This window comes from Mycolicibacterium helvum (assembly GCF_010731895.1).
GTDB classification, from domain to species: Bacteria; Actinomycetota; Actinomycetes; order Mycobacteriales; family Mycobacteriaceae; genus Mycobacterium; species Mycobacterium helvum.
In genome coordinates, this window is sequence record NZ_AP022596.1 from 638,399 (window position 1) to 657,098 (window position 18,700).

Genomic DNA, 18,700 nt, shown 5'->3' on the forward strand with positions numbered 1-18,700 from the left:
CGTGACATCAGGGTTCCCCAGGGTCAGGACGACAGTGATGATCGACGGGATAACTGACGGAAAAGTGAACGGACAACGAACACCGGGCGCCGTCGAAGGATCCATCCGGTGTCACCTTCACCGGCTTCACGCCGAGTTGGTACCACCTCGAGACCGAAAACGCCGCGCCAGACCGTATACCCAGGGAAATGACGCCCGGTAGACGGTAATCGGGTGGGAGTTGTTGGCGCGGTGTTTACCGCCCCGACACCCGCCAACTCAATGATTCCTCCGAACGACTTGTGGATATCAACGACGAGAGGCGCCAACACGACATGTTGAAACGCTTTGCCGCAGTGGCTGGAGTATGCCTGCTAGCCCCGATGGGAGCGGCTCCGCTGGCGTTGGCCGACCCGCCAGCTGACCCCAACGTGGCACCTGCCGCCAACGTCGGACCGGCGGGGCCCGTGCCCTCCGCTGCGCCCGGAGTTCTCAAGACACCCGACGGCTGGGTGCTCAACGTCACGGGCAAGAACGAGTCCATGGAACCTGTGGCCTCGCTGACCAATTCGCCGTGGTCGCGCGAGTACCTGGTGGACGGAACGTTCACCGGTGACGTCAGCGGTGGCGGCAGCACCAAGCTGGCCGGTGGCACGCTGGAGGCCGGCTACCAGATCGGCTGCGGCATCATTCAGGACGACCTCGAATCCATCACCAGTGCGGGTATCACCCCGGGCGTCGGCATCCCGCTGGTCAACGGCTCGCTCCTGCCGATCACCCTCGGCCTATCGCTGTCCGAGCAGATCAAGATCGACCTCAAGCCGGGCACGGTGAATATCGTTCCGGTGGGCAAGAAGTCGTTCAAGGGCACTAAACCACGCGTCTCGATCACCGGCTTCCGGATCAAGATCGACGGTTGCGCGGGCCAGTCCTTCATCCGCTCGTACGCAACGCTGACGAGCTCGACCGACAACACCGACGACGTGGTGACCTACCTCGGCGTCACCAAGGCCGTTTAACAACTTCACATCGTCGTTCGCACAATCGGCTGCCCGTCACCGACGCGGTGGTGGGCAGCCGATTTGAACACCGAAAAGACCGAACCGGGACGTTCAGTGGATGAGATTCGGGCGCTGGCTGTTGGCGCTGCGTTCACCAATTGGACACCCCACCAATCAATCATTTCTCAGGGACAATCCCAGTGACAGACGGAAGGCGCCGACAGGACATGTTGCATCGCTTTGCCACCGCGGCTGCAGTTTGCATGCTGATCCCGATGGGAGCGACCCCGCTCGCGTTGGCCGACCCGGCCGATCCGGCGGCGCCGCCCGTCATCGACGCTGGTGCTCCACCACCGGACAACGGCGTCGTCGCTTCCGAGGTTCCCGGTATCGCCAAGACTCCCGACGGCCGCACCCTGACCGTACTTGCCAAGGACGAGACCCAGCTGCCGGTGGCACCGCTGACGACGTCCCTGTCCTCCCGCGACTGGGTGGTCGGTGGAACGTTCACCGGTACCACGACGGGCTCGGTCGCCGGCGGATCGCTGGAGGCCGGCTACCAGATCGGCTGCGGCGTCGAAATGGACAAGATCAAGCTCAACGGCTCGATCGGCGCCACCCTGGGTAACGGCAGCCTCACCACCACCGGCGTCTCACTTCCGGGGTCGATCAGCTTCCCGATCCAAGGGCAGGTCGAGGTGGAACCCCGTCCGGGCACCATCACCAACGTCGTCGTCGACAAGAAGTCGTTCAAGGGCACCTCCTCGCGCATCACGCTCAAGGACATCCATATCAAGGTCGACAACTGCGTCGGCGCGTCGTCGCTGCGCTCGTACGCGGTGCTGACGAGCTCGGGCACCGACGCCGACGACATCGTCGCCTATTACGGCGTCACCAAGGTCTTCTGACCTCGTAATGGGCTATCTCTACAGAACGCTCGTCACGGGTGCGGCCACGGCCGCACTCGCAGTCGGGGCGGCGGTCACCGCCATGGCGACCGCCGTCGCCGACGACCTGCCGCCTGCGGACCCCGGGGCACCGCCCCCGCCGGCCCAGCAGGGGTTCGTTCCCCCGGCGGCGACCATCTCGGATTCTGTCAACGGATTCGCGAACCTCTTCGGCGGCCCCGCCGGGAACCAGATGTTGCTCGGCCAGACGCCGGCGCCGGCCGTCGCAGCCGCAGGCACCGCCCCCGCGACTCCGCCGAATGTCGATGTCCTCGACGGCACTCAGCTCCTGCTGCCGCGGAACTATCGCACCATGCAGGGTGCTGATGATCCGACGCCGTCTCCCTACGATCTCCAGCAGGGTGTGCCACCCGGCCCGTTCGCCCGGGTCGACGGGCTCAAGGGCGTCCACGCGATGATCCACGGCGCGTTGGGTCGCATGCCGGCCGAACAACTCGGCCAGCCGCTGCCTGGAACCGCGCCATTACCGGGGATCAACATCCCGGCCGGACCCGAGCAGTTCCTGCCTGACCCGGCAACACCGCCGCCCCCCGGCGCGCCCGCGGACCCGGCCCTGCCGCCACCGGCTCCGCCGGCTCCGGCAGGCTGACCGCATTCTCGCCGCCGTTCGCGGCGTCATCGCGCCCGTAGCCGACTACGGTGTGACGAGAATCGAGGCCAGAAGGGGATGGCGCTATGAGTACCGACGATCGCACGTCAGCGCCGAAGCTGATACTCGCGACCGCGGCCGCGATCGGTGCCGCCCTCGCCGGGCCGGCAACTGCGGTAGCTGATCCCGGCCCGAGCGACCCACCGATTCCGCCGGCGGCGGACATTGCACCCAACGCGACCATCGGCAGCGCACTGGCTCAGGCAGGCGCGCCCGCCGTCGGGCCGCTCGGACTACCCGACCTGTCCGCGTACGCCCCTGGACTTCTACTGGGGCAGAACTCGGTTCCATCGGCACCAGGAACGCAGGGTGCTGTTGCAACCCCGGACCTGCACGCCTTCAACAATCAATATCTGGTGCCGCAGAACGTCACACCCGCTGCACCGGGCCAGGGCGTCGCCGACATCGGCATCGGCCCGTCGGCTGATCAACCGGGCACGGGCCGACTGGCTTTCCTGCGCCGCCTTCACGAGATGTATCAGGGCGGCGCGCTCGACGGCGCATTGCTCGGGCAGGTCCCCTACGAACAACTCGGCGAACCACTGCCGGGCACGGCCCCCGGCCCCGAAATCAATGTCCCGCCCGGACTCGGCTTCGGCCTGGCAGATCCGGCAGAACCCGCGCCGGCCCAGTGAGTACGACGCGCGCGACATTCACCCAACGGCAAAGTGCCGAGGGGATTCTGGTGCTAGCATCCCAAACCTATGCCTGCTAACGCCCCGCGCGTAATCGTCGAGCCAGACGACGGTTTGGATCCGGTCCTCGAATTCATGATGAGCGCGCAAACCTCCCTTCTGATAAAGCAATTCACCTTCACCGAACCCAGCCTGATGGAAGCTGCGATCGATCGGAAGAAGGCCGGCGTCGACGTCCGGATCATGCTGAATCCGCAGCGGTCGAGTGGCGACCGGGCTAACGACGAGAGCTACGAGGCATTCAAGAGCGCCGGCATCGACGTCCAGTGGGCAAGCCCGAAATTCTATGTGACGCACGAGAAGTCGATCGTCGTCGACGGAAGCGCGGCCATGGTCGCCACCTACAACCTGATGATCAAGTACTTCACGCTCACCCGCGACTACGGGATCATCACGCACGATCCCCAACACGTGGCACAGATCGTCGACGTGTTCAACGCCGACTGGGAGCACCGCGACTTCACACCACCCAGATACGAAGGACTGCTGTGGAGTAACTCCAATTCGCGCTACCACATGGCTCGATTCATCGACTCCGCTGAGCGCAAGCTGTACATCCAGCACCCGAAGTACGTCGACGCCGTCATCCTCGACCACATTGCGGCAGCCGCCCACCGCGGCGTCAGGGTGCGAGTCCTGTGCGGAGGCAAGCACGGCATCAGCGAATGGGACATCCTCGACACGTTCGCCTCGCTGCGGACGCTGCGCCGGTTCGGGGTCGAGGTCCGCAAGCAGAAGAACCTGCGGGTGCACGCCAAGCTGTTGATCATCGACGGCCGAGAGGTTCTGGTCGGGTCGATGAACATTGACCGCAGCGCTTTCGATCTGCGCCGCGAACTCGGCATCACCACCGATGACCCGGACGTCGTGGCTCGACTCAAAGAGGTCTTCAAGAGCGACTGGCAGATTTCCAACCACTACGAGCCGCCCGACCCGTTGGAGAAGAACCGTCCCGTCGAGGACGAGTTCCCGCATGACCACGATCTGGTCCATGAGTGAGCCCGGCCCAACCCTGCATAAGGTCTCCCTACTGGAGATCGCCCGCACGTTCAACCACATCGCGCTCGCATCGTTCGGCGGCGGCCTCGGAGCGTGGTCGCGGCAGGTCATCGTCGTCGAGAAGAAGTGGCTGGGCGAGGAGGAGTTTCTCAGCGCCCTGACGATGTGCCGGATCGTGCCAGGCGCCAACCAGGTGAACCTTGCGGTCTTTGTCGGCACCAAGATGAAGGGCTTGATCGGCGCCGTTGCGGCGGTGATCGGGCTGTGCCTGATACCCGTCACGATTATCCTCGCGCTCGGCTTCGTCTACTTCACCTTCAAGGAGATACCCGCGGTGAAGGGCGCACTGCACGGCGCCTCGGCCGCTGCCGTCGCCCTGACTCTGGCGATGGTGATCCAGACCGGCCAGAAGTGCCTCAAGGGCGTGATGCCGGTCGTCTTCTTCCTGGCCAGCTTCGTGCTCAACGGCCTGTTGCGCTGGCCGTTGTTGGAGACACTGGCGATCCTGGCACCACTGAGCCTGATCTGGGCGTGGCCGAGGAAGAAGCCGGAGCCCGTCGACGCATGAAAACCCTCCTCGCGGTCATCGGCATGTTCGGCTCGTTGTCGCTGCTGTCGATCGGCGGCGGCAACACGGTGCTGCCCGACATGCACCTTCAGGCAGTGAGCGGCCACCACTGGCTGACCAACTCCCAGTTCGCTGACATCTTCTCGATCTCGCAAGCCGCGCCGGGGCCGAGCATCCTGATCGTGGCGCTCGTCGGCTACGCGGCCGGGCTGGGCGTGGCCGGGGTCCTTGGCGGCGTCATCGGCGGTGTGCTCGCCACGGTGGCGATGGTGGTGCCCGCGGCGGGGCTGATGTACCTGATCACCCTGTCCTGGCAGAAGGCCCAGAAGTCCAAGCTGCGGTACGCCGTTGAAAAGGGTTTCGCCCCGCTGACCGTGGGGCTGGTCCTGGCGAGCTCAGTGGTCATGAGCAAGGCCGCCGATCACGATTGGCGGGCCTATCTGATCACCGGTGTCGCGACGCTCATCTTCGTCCGAACCAAGACCAACCCGCTGATCGTGGTGGGCGCCGCGGCACTGCTGGGGTACGTCGGCTTCGTCTGAGCGCGGGGTCAATCAGACACCGGTCAGCTGGCCAATGAGACCTCCCGGCAGTAACTCGGGATAAGTTGCAGCGATGCGAGTTGACGGGCGCGATGTTGCCGTTTCCGGCGACGTGCTGCTCCCGTTGGCCCGCCGGACCAACGACATCGTTCGACTCGGGCTGGCCACGCTCTTCCTGGCCATCGTCATCACCAGCTCACTGATCACCCGCAACGACTGGGTCGGGCTGGAGAAATCGGTGTCGCGGATCGTGGGGGTGCTCACCCCCACCCAGTCCAACCTGGTCTATCTGGCCTACGGCGTGGCGATCCTGGCGCTGCCGTTCGTGATCCTGATCGGATTGATCGCCGCGCGGCAGTGGAAGCTGTTCGCGGCCTACGCAGCGGCCGGGTTCCTTGCCGTGTTCTCGCTGTCCATCACCGGCAACGGTATTGCCGCGCCCCGCTGGCATTTCGACCTCTCGGAGCGGCTGTCGACCACGTTGTCGCAGTTCCTCGACGATCCCCGCTGGATCGCCATGCTCGCCGCGGTCCTGACGGTCTGCGGGCCATGGCTGCCGGGCCGCTGGCGTCGATGGTGGTGGACCCTGTTGTTGGCGTTCGTGCCGATTCACCTCGTTGTCAGCGCGGTGGTTCCGGCCCGCTCACTGCTCGGATTGTCGGTCGGCTGGTTCGTCGGTGCGCTGACGGTGTGGGTGGTGGGCACCCCGGGTCTCGAGGTGCCCCTGGATGGAGCGGTGCGGGCGTTGTCCCGCCGGGGATTCCTCGTGACGTCTCTGACCGTGGTGCGCCCGGCCAGTACCGGTCCGCTGGAGTTGGCGGCGGCCGACGATACCGGCGCGCGCGTGGTCGTCGAGATGTACGGGCCCAATCAGCGCAGCGGCGGCGCAATGCGCCAGTTCTGGCGGTGGCTGATTCTGCGCGACGCCGAGACCGCGCCGCTGCAGGCCTCGATGCGACGCGCCGTCGAACACCGCGCGTTGATGACGATCGCGGTCGGCGATCTGGGGGTGTCCAACACCACCACGATGGCCGTCGGTGCGCTGGCGCGCGGGTGGACGCTGTACGCGCACACCCCGTCGCTCGGCACCCCGATCGGGGCCACCTCCGATGAGGCGCTGGTGACCACTATCTGGGGATCACTCGGGGTGTTGCACCGGCACCAGATCGCGCATGGTGACCTGCGTTTCACTGAGATGACCGTCGAGTCCGGCAAGGTGTTGTTCGGCGGCTTCGGCAGTTCGGAGTTCGGCGCGACCGACGAACAGCTGCAGTCGGATATCGCCGCGCTGCTGGTGACGACGACCGATCGATTCGGCGCCGAACCGGCCGTCCGGGCCGCCGTCGACACGCTGGGCAAGGAGATCGTGCTCAACGCGTCGCGCCGCCTCACCAGAGCTGCGGTGCCCGCCCGAATTCGCAAGTCGGTCAACGATCCAAAGGCCATCATGGCCGCCGCGCGCGACGAGGTGAAGCGGCAGACCGGCGCCGACGAAATCAAGACCGAGACCATCACCCGGTTCACCCGCAAGCAGGTCATCCAACTGGTCCTGCTGGTGGCCCTGGTCTACGTCGCCTATCCCTTCATCAGCACCGTACCCACGTTCTTCAGCGAACTACGTAACGCGAACTGGTGGTGGGCACTACTCGGGCTTGCGGTGTCCGCGCTGACGTATATCGGTGCGGCAGCGGCATTGTGGGCGTGCGCTTCCGGGCTGGTCAGCTTCCGCAACCTGGTCATCATGCAGTTCGCCAACACCTTTGCCGCCACCACCACACCGGCCGGCGTCGGCGGGCTGGCTCTCAGCACGCGCTTCCTGCAGAAGGGCGGACTGGGCGCGTTGCGGGCCACCGCGGCCGTCGCACTGCAGCAAGCCGTACAGGTGATCACCCATGTGACACTGCTGATCTTCTTCAGCGTGGCCGCCGGGGCCACCGCCGACCTGTCCCATTTCGTGCCGAGTGCCACGCTGCTCTACCTGATCGGCGGTGTCGCGCTGGGCGTGCTGGGGACGTTCCTGTTGGTCCCACGGGCGCGCCGCTGGCTCGGCACCTCGGTCCGCCCCCGGATCCAGGAGGTCGGCAGTGAACTTCTCGACCTGATCCGCGAGCCCAAGCGGTTGGCGGTCATTGTGCTGGGTTGTGCCACAACCACTCTTGGACAAGCGCTGGTGTTGTGGGCCAGTATCGAAGCCTTTGGCGGTGACACCACGTTCGTCACGGTCACCATCGTGACGATGGTCGGCGGCACCCTCGCATCGGCGGCACCCACGCCCGGCGGTGTCGGCGCGGTGGAGGCGGCACTGATCGGTGGGCTGGCCGCCTTCGGCGTGCCCGCCGCTGTCGGAGTGCCCGCGGTGCTGCTCTACCGGGTGCTGACGTGCTGGCTGCCGGTGTTCGCGGGTTGGCCGATCATGCGGTGGCTCACCGCAAAAGAGATGATCTAGGGCGATGCGTATCTTGGCGGTGCTGTCCACGCTGGCACTTGTTCTGACGGCATGCGGTGCGCCGGGCAAGCCGGCCGCAGACTCGGCGTGGCCGCCATCGAGCGGCCGCGGCCAGTGCGGGGTTACCAAGCAGACCGACGTGGCGTCGCGAATGCGCGACGGCACGATCCTGCGCGCCGACGTCTACCGGCCGGACACCGCCAACGCCGTGCCGGTGATCCTGATGCGTACCCAGTACGGAAAGTCGGGCGCACAGGTCCAACCGTCGCGCTATCAAAGCCCCGACTGGTTCGCGTCGCATTGTTATCTCGTTGTCATTCAAGATGTTCGGGGTCAGGGCACATCGGGGGGAACCTTCAGCGAGTTCACCCATGACGGCGACGACGGCTATGACTCGGTCGAGTGGGCCGCCGCCCTGCCCGGGTCCAACGGCAAGGTCGGCATGTACGGCTCGTCGTACGTCGGCGCAACGCAATGGCTCGCCGCGACAACGACTCCCCCGCATCTGGTCACCATCGTGCCGGCCAACACCGCTTCGGACTACTTCGACGGCTGGATGTACGAAGGCGGTCAATTCCGGCTGGCGTTCGTCCTGCCGTGGGCGATCGGTCTGGCCACCAGCGCGGCGACCAATCGGCGTGACGACGCCACCGCGGCCGCACTGAAGCTGGCCGCGGCGGAAACCACGCGATGGCTGGACTTCCGGCCCTACGGCGCTCTTCCGGTGCTGCAACCCGCCAATCCCGCTGTGGCACCGTGGTATTTCGACTGGATCACTCATTCGTCACGTGACAGCTTTTGGCGGCAGTGGAGTATCCGTGACCGCTACCCGTCGGTGCGGGTGCCGGTGCTCGACGTCGAGGGATGGTACGACGCGTTCCTCACCGGCGGGATCGAGAACTTCACCGGGATGGTGAGTTCAGCGGGCACGCCACAGGCCCGGACGAACCAACGGCTGGTCATCGGTCCGTGGGATCACGTCGACTGGGGTCGCCGGGGGTCCGAACCAGCTCCGTTACTCAAGGACATCGGCAGCGTGGGCGACAGTCCGATCAACGAGCTGATGCTGTCGTGGTACGACCACTTCCTCAAGGGCGTCGACAATCACGTCTCAGGCACACCGCGGGTGGACTACTTCGTGATGGGCGCCAACACGTGGAAGTCGGCCGACAGCTGGCCGTTGCCCCAGACCCGGTGGAGTAGATATTTCTTGTCCGGCGACGGCCAGATCGACTCGCGCAGCGGCACACTGAGCACAGCGACACCCGCTGCGGATCAGGCACCGGACCGCTACCGCTACGACCCGACCGATCCCGCTCCCAGTGCGGGCGGGCATTCGTGTTGCGGCGCCCGCTCGGGCCCGCAGGGTCCCTACGACCAGACCCCCGTCGAACAGCGTTCCGACGTCCTGGTCTACAGCAGCGATCCGCTTCCGGAAGACACCGAAGTGACCGGGCCGACGACCGTCGATCTCTGGGCCTCGTCCTCGGCCGTCGACACCGACTTCACCGCGAAGCTGATCGTGGTCAAGCCTGACGGCGACGCGATCAATCTGAACAACGGCATTCTGCGGACCGCGTTTCGCGATTCGTTGGCTGCACCGCGCCCGGGTCTTCCGGACCAGCCCCACGAATACCACATTGCGATCTGGCCGACGAGTTACCTGTTCCGCGCCGGCGATCGGATCCGGCTGGAGATCTCCAGCAGCGACTACCCGCAGTTCGCACCCAACCCGAATACCGGCCAACCGTTCGGACAGAGCGCCGCGACGCTGCCCGCAACGCAGACGATCCTGCACGATGCCGCCCATCCGTCAGCGGTGGTCATCCCGGTGATTCCGGCAAGCGGCCAGGGATCCGACCGGTTCCCCATCACGTGACGACGCAAGGGTGGGCGTCGATCAGCTGCCCAGGAGTTCCCGCAGCAGCGCTCTATCCGAATCAGGAAGTCGCACAGGCGGATACCGCAAGACAGATCGGGCCGTCACGGTAGGACATACGCCTTAGGGAAGGACTGACAGAAAGTAGTGCCCCGCAGAATCAAGCCGGGGGCCAACAAGCGTCTACTGGCGTGCGGCGCAGGACTTCTGGATCAGATGCCACACCGGCACAGTGAGGCGTTGAAGTAGCTCGCCGAGAAGCCGTCGATCACCGGCTGGCTAGAGCCCGGGACGCGGCAACGGGTCGGGCAGACCCCTTGGCGAACCGTAGATCTACCTGGGCCGGACCGCATCGGCGGCCGCGCCAATGAACACGGCGTACGCGGCGGACATGGCGATCTGATCGATCATGTCGGCGTCTCCACCGAGCTCACGAATCTGATCGGCAATCGCATAGCGGATCAGATCGACCGACGTCATCATGGAATCGCTCATCGTTGTAGCCACTCGCTCTCGGTCCTATTCGCTTTCGGCTGTAAGGCAGAGCCACAGTGCCGCTACTACGAAGAAGACGACGTATGCAACTTTGCCCAACTCGATCACCGTAGCTCCGATCTTTCTCAAGTACCTGAGACCGACCTTAGAGTTCAAAAGTTAGTTGGGCTAGTGGATTTGCACAGTCGTGACCATGAGATCCTCGACGAGAGTCGAGCAGTATGACCCCGATCACAATGTGGGCTAAGACGTGGCCGGGTCCGCTCCATCTTTTTTCTTGCACGATCCGGGTTGAGCCTTCGATCCGCTCGACCAAGCGGCGACAATATCCATCGAGCACAGGTTCAACTCGCTGTGGACCTCTCCCTCCAGCGACTCCCGCGAATAGAACGCAAGGGTCCAGCCCAACGGGGCCTGAATGCCGGGCTGGGCGATCGGATACAGGTCGACGACGTTGGGCACGACCCAGTCGGATGCCGACTGCGCATCGCCGGTGCAGGTATGACCGCGGAACGACTTCTCGAACGCGTACGCCGCGGCTTGTCGCGCGGTCGAAGCGGCCGCACCCTGAGTCGCCATCGCCCCCTCGAGTGGCGCCGCCCATTCACTTGGGTGCGTGGAAGGTTGCGACCTGGTCTGGTCGAGATACCCGTTCTCCATGATGATCAGCTTCGGCGCGAAACACACCGAGTCGTCCTTCTTGTCCTCGTCGTTGATCCACTGGGCGATCTCGGGCCACAGCAGCGCCAGCGGCAGCGCGCCGGACGAGTCGATCAGGCCACCGTCAAGGTCGAAGGTTCGATCGTCGCCGTTGCATGAGTACAGCCCGCCGGTCGGCGAAACGTAGGGGAAGCGCGCGCTGAGCAGGGCGGCGGTCGACAGGCGAATATCGCTGGGATCGCGATCGCCCTTGCCGCGGCACGTGTTGTCGAACACGTCCTTGGTGGCCGGCAACGCGGGTAACGCCTCGCCTCGCCGGAATCGCTGTTGATTCAGCGCGAGGCAGTCGGTCGCGCTGGACCCGTTCAGATCCTCCGGCGGAGACACGGTCGAGAGATCGAGGGCGGTAGCGGTGACCCGACACCCATCGGTGACGGACGTACCGTTGAGGACGAGCAAGGGAAAGGCGATGGTCCCGTCAGGGTTTTTCGCCGTTTGCATGAGACCCCGGTCCAGATGGCCGCCTTGTTCGGCCGCCGCCTCCTCCCATGCTCGCTCCAGCACGGCAGCACGATCGGAATCGTGAATATTGATGCGCAGCAATGCATTTGCCAGATCCCGGAATGTCATCGCCGCGACGGTGGGGCCAAGGAAATCCGCTTTCAACGAATCCACCCAGGCAGTTGCGTTGGGAGCGGCATGAAGTCCGGCCAGACCGAGACTGCCCCCGGAAATGCCGCTGGCCAAAAAGATCGATTCCAATGGCAGCGCCTGGTCCTGTCGGCATGGGTTGTTTGCGGCTTGTGTCAAGCACCGCATCACCAGTGCCGTCCAATACGCCGCCCTTATCCCGCCTCCTGCCGATGCGACGAAGACCAACGGGATCTCAGTGCGACCAGGGTTCTTGCTGCGCTGGACGACCGCCCATTGATCAAGGGCCGCCGTCAGCGAGATCTGGGACAAGGGCCCATTCGACGCGCGATCAGAACTGGCAGCGAGGCGCTCGCCGAGGCGGGTGTCGTGATACACGTATTTGTCGTCGATTGCGGAGTTGATGATGAGACACAACAAGATCCCGAAAATGAACGGGGTACGCCGAAAACCTATCGCCGCCAGCAGCCCCCAGGTTCGAACCTGATCGCTCAGCATCACCAGTGCAGCACCAACAAAGGCAAGCGCAATGCAGAGGGCCAGAATGGCACCCCAGGGCCCCAGAATGTGGCCGCCCACCTGTGGATAGAGCCCCATTGCGAGAAATAGTGGAATGGCCAGTGACCCCACAGCCGCGGCAGTCCACCGTCCAGGTCGACCGTCGCGACGATCGGCGTCAGCATGCGCACCGTTGATACGCCCGGACGCGTGAAGAACCGCGAATGTCGCTGCAACAACCCCCGCACCGACAACGATTGCTCCAATCGGAAATCCGAGAATGAGCAAACCGCCGTAGCCGTATTGATGAACCGTCAATAGGCGGACACCGTTACGAACCGCAAGCGCGGTCAACACAACCAGCGGGATCACCGCAACTGCTATCGAATACGGCAAGCCGATTTTGCGATTCGAGTCGGCATCAGTGTTGATGATATCGGGTTTCGTTTCGACCAACGTAAACTGGCTGTACACGCCGATCAATAAATAGATTATTCCAGGGCCCAGGAACACAACGCCGATAGGCCAGCTGAATTTCAACGCGGCCACACCTATGCCGACCAAGACAACGCCGAGGATTATCGATCCGATACTCTTGGTCCTCGCTTGGCCCTTCGGCTCGACCGGCTCGTGTACGTTCTCGTTCAGCGGGCCCGAAGGCAAGACATCCGACCGCGGCAAATATGCACGCATGCAGAGATTCGCCGTCACCAGCATCACCGCCACCAGGACAGCGGCGATCCCCGCCGTCCGCCACCCGATGCCGCCGCCGTCACCGAATGGAAACAAGAACGCGTCATCGAATTGGCGGCCGAGATCACCGCGAAGTCCACCGAACACCAGCAAAAGTGCACCAATGCCGATCTGGATCCGCAGAGCGAGTACATACGCCCAGGTGTTGCGCTTCTTTCGAGCCGTCTGCAGCTCCTCCACCGTGTCGTGGAGCATCTCCCGGGATCCGATCAACCCCACTCCGAGGCCGATGACAACAGACCCGAGCATCAGCCATTTTAATAGCGACAGGACACCCGTTAACCAGATGAGCCAGCCCTGCTGAGTTATCCCCGAAGCGAGGAAGGCAAGGTCCTGGAGAATCACGAAAATCAGAAAGCCCACCGCAGTGAATTTGGCCATCGTGAGCAAGCCGTCGACCCCCGAGACTCGACTCAGCGCGACATCTACCTCTTTTGAGGCTGCCTCATCGCCGCCAGCTTTCTTTCCCTTCATTTTTGCTTTGAAGTCTCTCAACCTGCGCGTGGCACTGTCGTTGATGTGGAACGCGACGACGACCAACGGCGCCGCAATCAAGGCGATATCGGCAAATACGTAGATGCTCAGCACAAAGCCAAGCGCTAGTCCCGTGTTCGGGCCAGAACCAAGTGCGGGTAGGGAGTACCGGTCGCTCCACTGGTTCCATTGGTTAATCGCATCCGACGCCGCACCGCGCGACCCCAGCGAAAAGGGCGACGTGATTGTCGACGCTCCCGCGGACGTACCACCCGCCAAATGCATCAGCGACAGCGTGCTGTCGACTACTTCGACCACACCCCATCCGACATAGAACACAAACAGCATTGCCGGCCACGTAACGAAGAACCGCAATACGCGCCGGACTGGGGAACGCGGCGACCGTGACTCAGGTTCGGCAGGTCTGTCTTCCAGCGTTGTGGTCATCCGGTACCCACTCGAATGGCCGTGGCCCGAAAGCCTTTCACCTTGAACGAATTCCGCACCGTGCCTCCTCGGCCCTGCGGTTCGCCAGGTGGCGACTCCACCCAGTCTCGCGAACTGCGTAGTGCAGTTCGATCAGCACATTAAGTCTCTTCGCGATGATTTCATCCCGCGCAGCCGACAATGAGTGCAAGCGAGTGTGTTTTCGCGTAGCAGCGTGCGCGTGGCGAAAAAAGTCGAGTACCCGACTACGCGTTACGAGAAAGCCTCAACGACACGGAATCTGTGGTGCGGGCGAAGGGAGTCGAACCCTCACGCTCTTTCGAGCAATGGCACCTAAAGCCATCGCGTATGCCATTTCGCCACGCCCGCGGAACGAGACGATTCTAGCGCCGCCGGCGCGGCACCCTTGTCAGTGGTGGCCGCTGTCTTCCTCGTCACGCACCGGTGAACCTATAACCGCTGGCACGGTACCGTCGTGGTGTGTCCACGACGCGCCGCCGCAGGTTCGCGCTGATCATTTTGGTGATCATCGCCGCCAGTGGCTGCCTGGCATTGGGCTGGTGGCAGTGGAGCAGATTCGAGTCGACGTCCGGCACCTTCCAGAACCTGGGCTACGCCCTGCAGTGGCCGATGTTCGCGGGATTCTGCGTGTACGCCTACCGCAAATTCATCCGCTACGAAGAAGCCCCACCCGCACCTCCATCCGACGCGGATCAAGTCACCGAGATTCCCGCTGGATTGCTGCCCGAACGTCCCACCGCCCAAGCCACTTCCGATGAACTCGATCCCGCAATGCGCGAATACAACGCCTACCTCGCCGAGCTGGCTCAGGCCGACAAGACCCCAGAAGATCAGAACAGGACCACCGCATGAGTGCACCCGAGTCGCCCGAAGCCCACACGCAGGCGGGCGTGCCGAACGAGACGATCCGCAAAGCCCTTCGCGGGTATCGGGTCCTGGCGTGGACAACGGGCATCTGGCTGATCGCACTCTGCTACGAGATGGTGATGAAGTACATCGTGAAGGTCGATGACCCGCCCACCTGGATCGGTGTGGTGCACGGCTGGGTCTACTTCATCTATCTACTGTTCACCGCCAACCTCGCGGTGAAGGTGCGCTGGCCGATCGCCAAGACCATCGGCGTGCTGTTGGCCGGCACTATTCCGCTGTTGGGCATCATCGTCGAGCAGGTGCAGACCCGGGAGCTCAAGACCCGGTTCAACCTCTGACTGGATCGCCCTCGAGTTCGAGCTCCTCAGGCGACCAGTCCTCGGCCGCGGCGGCAGCCGGAGCAGGCAACGTCAGCGCGATCACCGCGGCCAGCGCCGCCGCACCGGCGGCGATAAGCAGCGCGACGCGGAAACCCGCCAGCGACGGCACCGCGTGACCGGCCAACGAGATCGTCATCGTCGACAGCACGGCCCCGATGACGGCACTGGAGATCGAGGTCCCCAGGGAGCGGGCCAGCGCGTTGATTCCGTTGGCGGCAGCGGTTTCTGACATCGGGACCGCCGCGTTGATCAGCGCCGGCATCGATGCGTAGGAGAAGCCGACGCCGAGGCTGATCACGATGTTGAACACCATCACCTCGACCGGACTGACCAACAGGTAGGCCCCGGCCAGATACGCGACAGCGATGATCGTCGCGCCGACGACGAGGGTGAACTTCGGCCCCCGCCTGGCCGCCACTCGCGCGGCGATGGGCGCTGCGGCCATCATCGCCAGGCCGCCGGGCGCCATCCACAAACCCGCCTGCAGCATCGTCTGACCGAGCCCGTAGCCGGTTTGCGGCGGCAATTCGAGAATTTGCGGTCCGACCAGTGACATCGCGAACATCGCGAAGCAGACCGCAACCGAGGCCACGTTGGTGGTGAGCACGGACCGCTTCAGTGTGGTCCGCAGGTCGACGAGCGGCGCGTCCACCCGGAACTGCCACCAGGCAAAGACCGCGAACACCACGAGGCAGCCGACGAACAGCGACACCGTCGTCGCGTTCGTCCACCCCCACGTCGAACCTTTGGAGATCGGCAGCAGCAGGGTCACCAGTCCGACCGTCAGCAACACCGTCCCGAGCGGGTCGATACGGTCGTTGGAGGTGGCCGGGACTTTCGGCACCAGGAAGTAGAACAGCAACACCGATCCGACCCCGAGGCCGGCGGCACCCCAGAACAGGGTGTGCCAGTCCGCCTTCTGGGCGATGACCGCCGACAGCGGCAGGCCGAGCGCGCCGCCGACGCCCAGCGACGCGCTGATCAAACCCATCGCAGAGCCCACCCGGTCGGCCGGTATCGCAGCCCGCAGCACGCTGATAGCCAGCGGGATGATCGGAATGCCGAAGCCCTGCAGCCCACGCCCGACGATGAACGGGAGCAGTGAGCTGGTCATTGCGGCGATCAACGACCCGACCGTCAGGGTGGCCGCACAGACGATGAGCATCGGCTTGGGTCCGTACATGTCGCCGAGCCGGCCGAACACCGGAGTGGTCACCGCAGCGGTCAGCAGCGTCACCGTGATCGCCCACGAGGCATTGGCCGGGCTGGTGTGCAGCAACGTCGGGAGTTCGGGAATCAGCGGGATCATCAGCGTCTGCATCAGCGAGACGCTGATGCCGGCAGCCGCCAGAACGGCGATCAGAACACCGGGGTGCGCCGCCCGGACCGAGTGACGACCCACCCGAGCATGATGACACAGTTAGATGCGCTAGAAAAACGCGGTAAATTTCCCCTCAGACCAGCACACGCAGCGCGGGTATGAGCAGCGCCAGCGCCCGGCCGCGGTGCGACGCCGCGTCCTTCTCCTCGGGACGCAGCTGCGCGGCGCTGCGGGTCTCCCCCTCCGGCACGAACAGCGGGTCATAGCCGAAGCCGCCCGCACCGCGCGGTTCCCGCGCGATCACCCCGGGCCACTCGCCGCGCACGACCGCGCTGTCATCGGGCCCGGGTCCGTAAACCAACGCGCACGCGGACACGAACGCGGCCGAGCGCCGCTCGTCGGGCACGTCGCGCATCTGAGCCAGCAGCAGCTCGTTGTTGGCGGCATCTTCGCCATGTACGCCGGCCCACCGCGCCGAGAGCACACCGGGCATTCCGTTGAGGGCGGTAACCGTGATCCCCGAGTCGTCGGCGACGGTCGGCAGACCTGTGGCGGCATAGCCGTCGCGTGCCTTGGCCAACGCGTTCTCCTCGAAAGTGGCGCCCGTTTCGGGAGCCTCCTCGAAGGGCGGCACGTCGTCGAGCGACAACAGGGTCAGCCCCGAGACCCCGGCGGTATCGAGAACCCGGCGCAGCTCGGCCAGCTTCTTGGCATTGCGGCTGGCGACGAGGAGGAGCGGCGCCATCGTCAGGAGCCGAACGCCTTCTTCGACGGCGGGCCTTCCGGCAGCACCCCGGGGTAGGGCAGCTCCAGCGCTTCGCGTTGCACGGCGAACAGCGTCTCGCACGACGCGAGCGCGGCATCGAGCATCTTGTCCAGCGTCGTGCGAGGGAACGTCGCACCCTCACCGGTGCCCTGGATCTCGACAAGCGTTCCGGTGTCGGTGGCGACAACGTTCATGTCGACTTCGGCGCGCGAATCCTCCTCGTAGGGAAGGTCGACCCGCACCCGGCCGTCGACCACGCCGACGCTGACCGCGGCAATGGCACACGACAGCGGACGCGGATCAGACAGCTTGCCGCCCGCGGCCAGATAGGTCACCGCGTCCGACAGCGCGACATAGGCGCCGGTGATCGCCGCGGTCCGGGTCCCGCCGTCGGCCTGCAACACGTCGCAGTCGATGGCGATGGTGTTCTCCCCCAGGGCCGCCAGGTCGATGCACGCCCGCAGCGAGCGGCCGATCAGCCGGCTGATCTCCTGGGTGCGGCCACCGAGGCGGCCCTTCACCGACTCACGATCCGAGCGGGTGTGGGTGGCACCCGGCAACATCGCGTACTCCGCGGTGAGCCAGCCCTGCCCCGAGCCCTTGCGCCAGCGCGGCACACCGTCGGTGACGCTGGCCGTGCACATCACCCGGGTCTCGCCGAAGGTGATCAGGACCGAGCCGGCCGGATGGGAAGTAAAGCCGCGGGTGATGGTGACCGGCCGCAGCTCGTCGTCAAGCCTGCCGTCTTGTCGTCGGGACACGTCGCAACCCTAGCCCAGCGACGATGCGGGCCGGGGAGGGTCCGAGTCAGTGCCGACGGACCTCGATGGTCTCCCCGCACACCACGGCGTGCACCGGGCCGTCGAACTCGGCCTTGGCCTCGCTGATCACGTCTTCGCGTGAAGTCCACGGCGGGATGTGAGTCAGCAACAGCTCGCCGACGCCGGCGCGCTTGGCCATCTGGCCCGCCTCGGTACCCGACAAATGCAGATGTGGCGGACGGTCGGGCGCATGAGTCCAGGACGCCTCGCACAGGAAAACGTCTGCGCCGCTGGCCAACTCGACGAGCGATTCGCATACCCCGGTGTCACCGCTGTAGACCAGGGTGGCACCGCCCGGGTCGGTGACCCGCATGCCGAACGACTCGGTCGGATGCGTCACCAATCGCGGCAATACGTTCAGGGCGCCGAACTGCACCGGTTGCTTGTCCTGCCAGTGATGGATCTCGAAGATGTCGGAGAAGTCGTCGAGCTCGCCACCCAGCGGCGAGGACGCCGCGGCCAGCCGGCTCCAGGTGTCGCTGGGGCCGTACATCACCCCGCGGCCTTTGGCCGGGCTCGGGTGGTATCGACGCCACACGAACAGCCCGGGGAGATCCAGGCAGTGGTCGGCATGCAGATGCGACAGCAGAACGTGAACGTCGTTTGGGTCGGCGTAGCGCTGCAACGCACCCAGCACGCCGCCGCCGAAATCGAGAACAAGCGGTGGCGTGTCGGGTGCAGTCAGCAGGTACCCGGACGCCGGCGAATCAGGCCCGACAACGCTGCCGGAGCAACCAAGGATGGTGATTCGCACAGTCACTAGCTTGCCATGCCCAGATGCCGCAAGAGGAAAACATGACGGGTTTGGATACGAGAA

General features: G+C 64.9%; 17 protein-coding genes and 1 tRNA gene. 11 read left to right on the plus strand and 7 right to left on the minus strand.

Features of this window, described 5'->3' with window-relative positions; genetic code table 11:
- The first annotated feature begins 314 nt into the window (after positions 1-314).
- The 9 genes from G6N38_RS02945 to G6N38_RS02985 all read left to right on the plus strand — a co-directional run bounded on the left by G6N38_RS02945 (position 315) and on the right by G6N38_RS02985 (position 9,726).
- Entirely contained in the window at positions 315-998 is a 684-nt protein-coding gene (locus G6N38_RS02945) for an MspA family porin (protein ID WP_163746178.1), read from the plus strand.
- A gap of 209 nt (positions 999-1,207) precedes the next feature.
- Positions 1,208-1,888 carry an MspA family porin gene (locus G6N38_RS02950; RefSeq protein ID WP_163746179.1) on the plus strand — a complete coding sequence of 227 codons (681 nt, stop codon included), beginning with the start codon at positions 1,208-1,210 and terminating at the stop codon, positions 1,886-1,888.
- A 7-nt stretch (positions 1,889-1,895) separates the two neighbouring features.
- A complete protein-coding gene (locus G6N38_RS02955; protein WP_163746180.1) occupies positions 1,896-2,537 on the plus strand; it encodes a hypothetical protein in 642 nt (213 codons plus the stop codon).
- Between the two features lie 86 nt (positions 2,538-2,623).
- Positions 2,624-3,232 carry a hypothetical protein gene (locus G6N38_RS02960; RefSeq protein ID WP_163746181.1) on the plus strand — a complete coding sequence of 203 codons (609 nt, stop codon included), beginning with the start codon at positions 2,624-2,626 and terminating at the stop codon, positions 3,230-3,232.
- Positions 3,233-3,301: 69 nt separating this feature from the next.
- Positions 3,302-4,291 (plus strand): phospholipase D-like domain-containing protein, encoded by a 990-nt coding sequence (locus tag G6N38_RS02965; RefSeq protein ID WP_163746182.1) that lies wholly within the window; start codon positions 3,302-3,304, stop codon positions 4,289-4,291.
- Positions 4,284-4,859 (plus strand): chromate transporter, encoded by a 576-nt coding sequence (locus G6N38_RS02970; protein ID WP_163746183.1) that lies wholly within the window; start codon positions 4,284-4,286, stop codon positions 4,857-4,859. Before G6N38_RS02965 ends, G6N38_RS02970 begins: the two co-directional genes overlap by 8 nt.
- On the plus strand, positions 4,856-5,401 hold the full coding sequence (locus G6N38_RS02975) for a chromate transporter (RefSeq protein ID WP_163746184.1): 546 nt from the start codon (positions 4,856-4,858) through the stop codon (positions 5,399-5,401). Before G6N38_RS02970 ends, G6N38_RS02975 begins: the two co-directional genes overlap by 4 nt.
- A 73-nt stretch (positions 5,402-5,474) precedes the next feature.
- On the plus strand, positions 5,475-7,847 hold the full coding sequence (locus G6N38_RS02980; protein WP_163746185.1) for a lysylphosphatidylglycerol synthase transmembrane domain-containing protein: 2,373 nt from the start codon (positions 5,475-5,477) through the stop codon (positions 7,845-7,847).
- Between the two features lie 4 nt (positions 7,848-7,851).
- Positions 7,852-9,726, plus strand: coding sequence for a CocE/NonD family hydrolase (locus G6N38_RS02985; RefSeq protein ID WP_163746186.1), 1,875 nt, complete (start codon positions 7,852-7,854; stop codon positions 9,724-9,726).
- 333 nt (positions 9,727-10,059) lie between these two features.
- Here the strand turns inward: G6N38_RS02985 and G6N38_RS30175 are convergent, their stop codons facing one another.
- From G6N38_RS30175 to G6N38_RS02995, 3 genes are all read right to left on the minus strand, one after another.
- Positions 10,060-10,221 carry a hypothetical protein gene (locus tag G6N38_RS30175; RefSeq protein ID WP_170314141.1) on the minus strand — a complete coding sequence of 54 codons (162 nt, stop codon included), beginning with the start codon at positions 10,219-10,221 and terminating at the stop codon, positions 10,060-10,062.
- Positions 10,222-10,464: 243 nt separating this feature from the next.
- Positions 10,465-13,605, minus strand: coding sequence for a hypothetical protein (locus G6N38_RS02990; protein WP_163746187.1), 3,141 nt, complete (start codon positions 13,603-13,605; stop codon positions 10,465-10,467).
- Positions 13,606-13,987: 382 nt separating this feature from the next.
- Positions 13,988-14,073 (minus strand) — tRNA-Leu (locus G6N38_RS02995).
- Positions 14,074-14,184: 111 nt separating this feature from the next.
- Here G6N38_RS02995 and G6N38_RS03000 point away from each other — a divergent pair.
- Positions 14,185-14,577 (plus strand): hypothetical protein, encoded by a 393-nt coding sequence (locus G6N38_RS03000; RefSeq protein WP_163746188.1) that lies wholly within the window; start codon positions 14,185-14,187, stop codon positions 14,575-14,577.
- Positions 14,574-14,933 carry a DUF3817 domain-containing protein gene (locus G6N38_RS03005; protein ID WP_163746189.1) on the plus strand — a complete coding sequence of 120 codons (360 nt, stop codon included), beginning with the start codon at positions 14,574-14,576 and terminating at the stop codon, positions 14,931-14,933. The genes G6N38_RS03000 and G6N38_RS03005 overlap by 4 nt, the downstream gene beginning before the upstream one ends.
- On the opposite strand, the gene G6N38_RS03010 is transcribed toward G6N38_RS03005, so the two are convergent.
- From G6N38_RS03010 to G6N38_RS03025, 4 genes are read right to left on the minus strand one after another with little or no spacing between them, the layout of a single operon-like run.
- Positions 14,923-16,377: an MFS transporter gene (locus G6N38_RS03010; protein WP_163746190.1), complete on the minus strand. Its 1,455-nt coding sequence runs from the start codon at positions 16,375-16,377 to the stop codon at positions 14,923-14,925. The two genes, G6N38_RS03005 and G6N38_RS03010, sit on opposite strands and share 11 nt — an antisense overlap.
- Before the next feature lie 52 nt (positions 16,378-16,429).
- Entirely contained in the window at positions 16,430-17,041 is a 612-nt protein-coding gene (gene rdgB, locus G6N38_RS03015; RefSeq protein ID WP_163746191.1) for an RdgB/HAM1 family non-canonical purine NTP pyrophosphatase, read from the minus strand.
- 2 nt (positions 17,042-17,043) lie between these two features.
- Positions 17,044-17,823: a ribonuclease PH gene (gene rph, locus G6N38_RS03020; RefSeq protein WP_163746192.1), complete on the minus strand. Its 780-nt coding sequence runs from the start codon at positions 17,821-17,823 to the stop codon at positions 17,044-17,046.
- 46 nt (positions 17,824-17,869) lie between these two features.
- Positions 17,870-18,643: a cyclic nucleotide-degrading phosphodiesterase gene (locus G6N38_RS03025; RefSeq protein WP_163746193.1), complete on the minus strand. Its 774-nt coding sequence runs from the start codon at positions 18,641-18,643 to the stop codon at positions 17,870-17,872.
- Positions 18,644-18,700 lie beyond the last annotated feature (57 nt).

Bases quoted from the DNA above. Each gene is read 5' to 3' on its own strand.
- G6N38_RS02965 (WP_163746182.1), top strand. From the start codon at position 3,302: ATGCCTGCTAACGCCCCGCGCGTAATCGTCGAGCCAGACGACGGTTTG.
- G6N38_RS02990 (WP_163746187.1), bottom strand. From the start codon at position 13,605: ATGCTGTTTGTGTTCTATGTCGGATGGGGTGTGGTCGAAGTAGTCGAC.
- G6N38_RS02960 (WP_163746181.1), top strand. From the start codon at position 2,624: ATGAGTACCGACGATCGCACGTCAGCGCCGAAGCTGATACTCGCGACC.
- rdgB (WP_163746191.1), bottom strand. From the start codon at position 17,041: ATGGCGCCGCTCCTCCTCGTCGCCAGCCGCAATGCCAAGAAGCTGGCC.
- G6N38_RS02985 (WP_163746186.1), top strand. From the start codon at position 7,852: ATGCGTATCTTGGCGGTGCTGTCCACGCTGGCACTTGTTCTGACGGCA.
- G6N38_RS02950 (WP_163746179.1), top strand. From the start codon at position 1,208: ATGTTGCATCGCTTTGCCACCGCGGCTGCAGTTTGCATGCTGATCCCG.
- G6N38_RS30175 (WP_170314141.1), bottom strand. From the start codon at position 10,221: ATGAGCGATTCCATGATGACGTCGGTCGATCTGATCCGCTATGCGATT.
- G6N38_RS03005 (WP_163746189.1), top strand. From the start codon at position 14,574: ATGAGTGCACCCGAGTCGCCCGAAGCCCACACGCAGGCGGGCGTGCCG.
- G6N38_RS02980 (WP_163746185.1), top strand. From the start codon at position 5,475: ATGCGAGTTGACGGGCGCGATGTTGCCGTTTCCGGCGACGTGCTGCTC.
- G6N38_RS02970 (WP_163746183.1), top strand. From the start codon at position 4,284: ATGAGTGAGCCCGGCCCAACCCTGCATAAGGTCTCCCTACTGGAGATC.
- G6N38_RS02945 (WP_163746178.1), top strand. From the start codon at position 315: ATGTTGAAACGCTTTGCCGCAGTGGCTGGAGTATGCCTGCTAGCCCCG.
- G6N38_RS02975 (WP_163746184.1), top strand. From the start codon at position 4,856: ATGAAAACCCTCCTCGCGGTCATCGGCATGTTCGGCTCGTTGTCGCTG.
- G6N38_RS02955 (WP_163746180.1), top strand. From the start codon at position 1,896: ATGGGCTATCTCTACAGAACGCTCGTCACGGGTGCGGCCACGGCCGCA.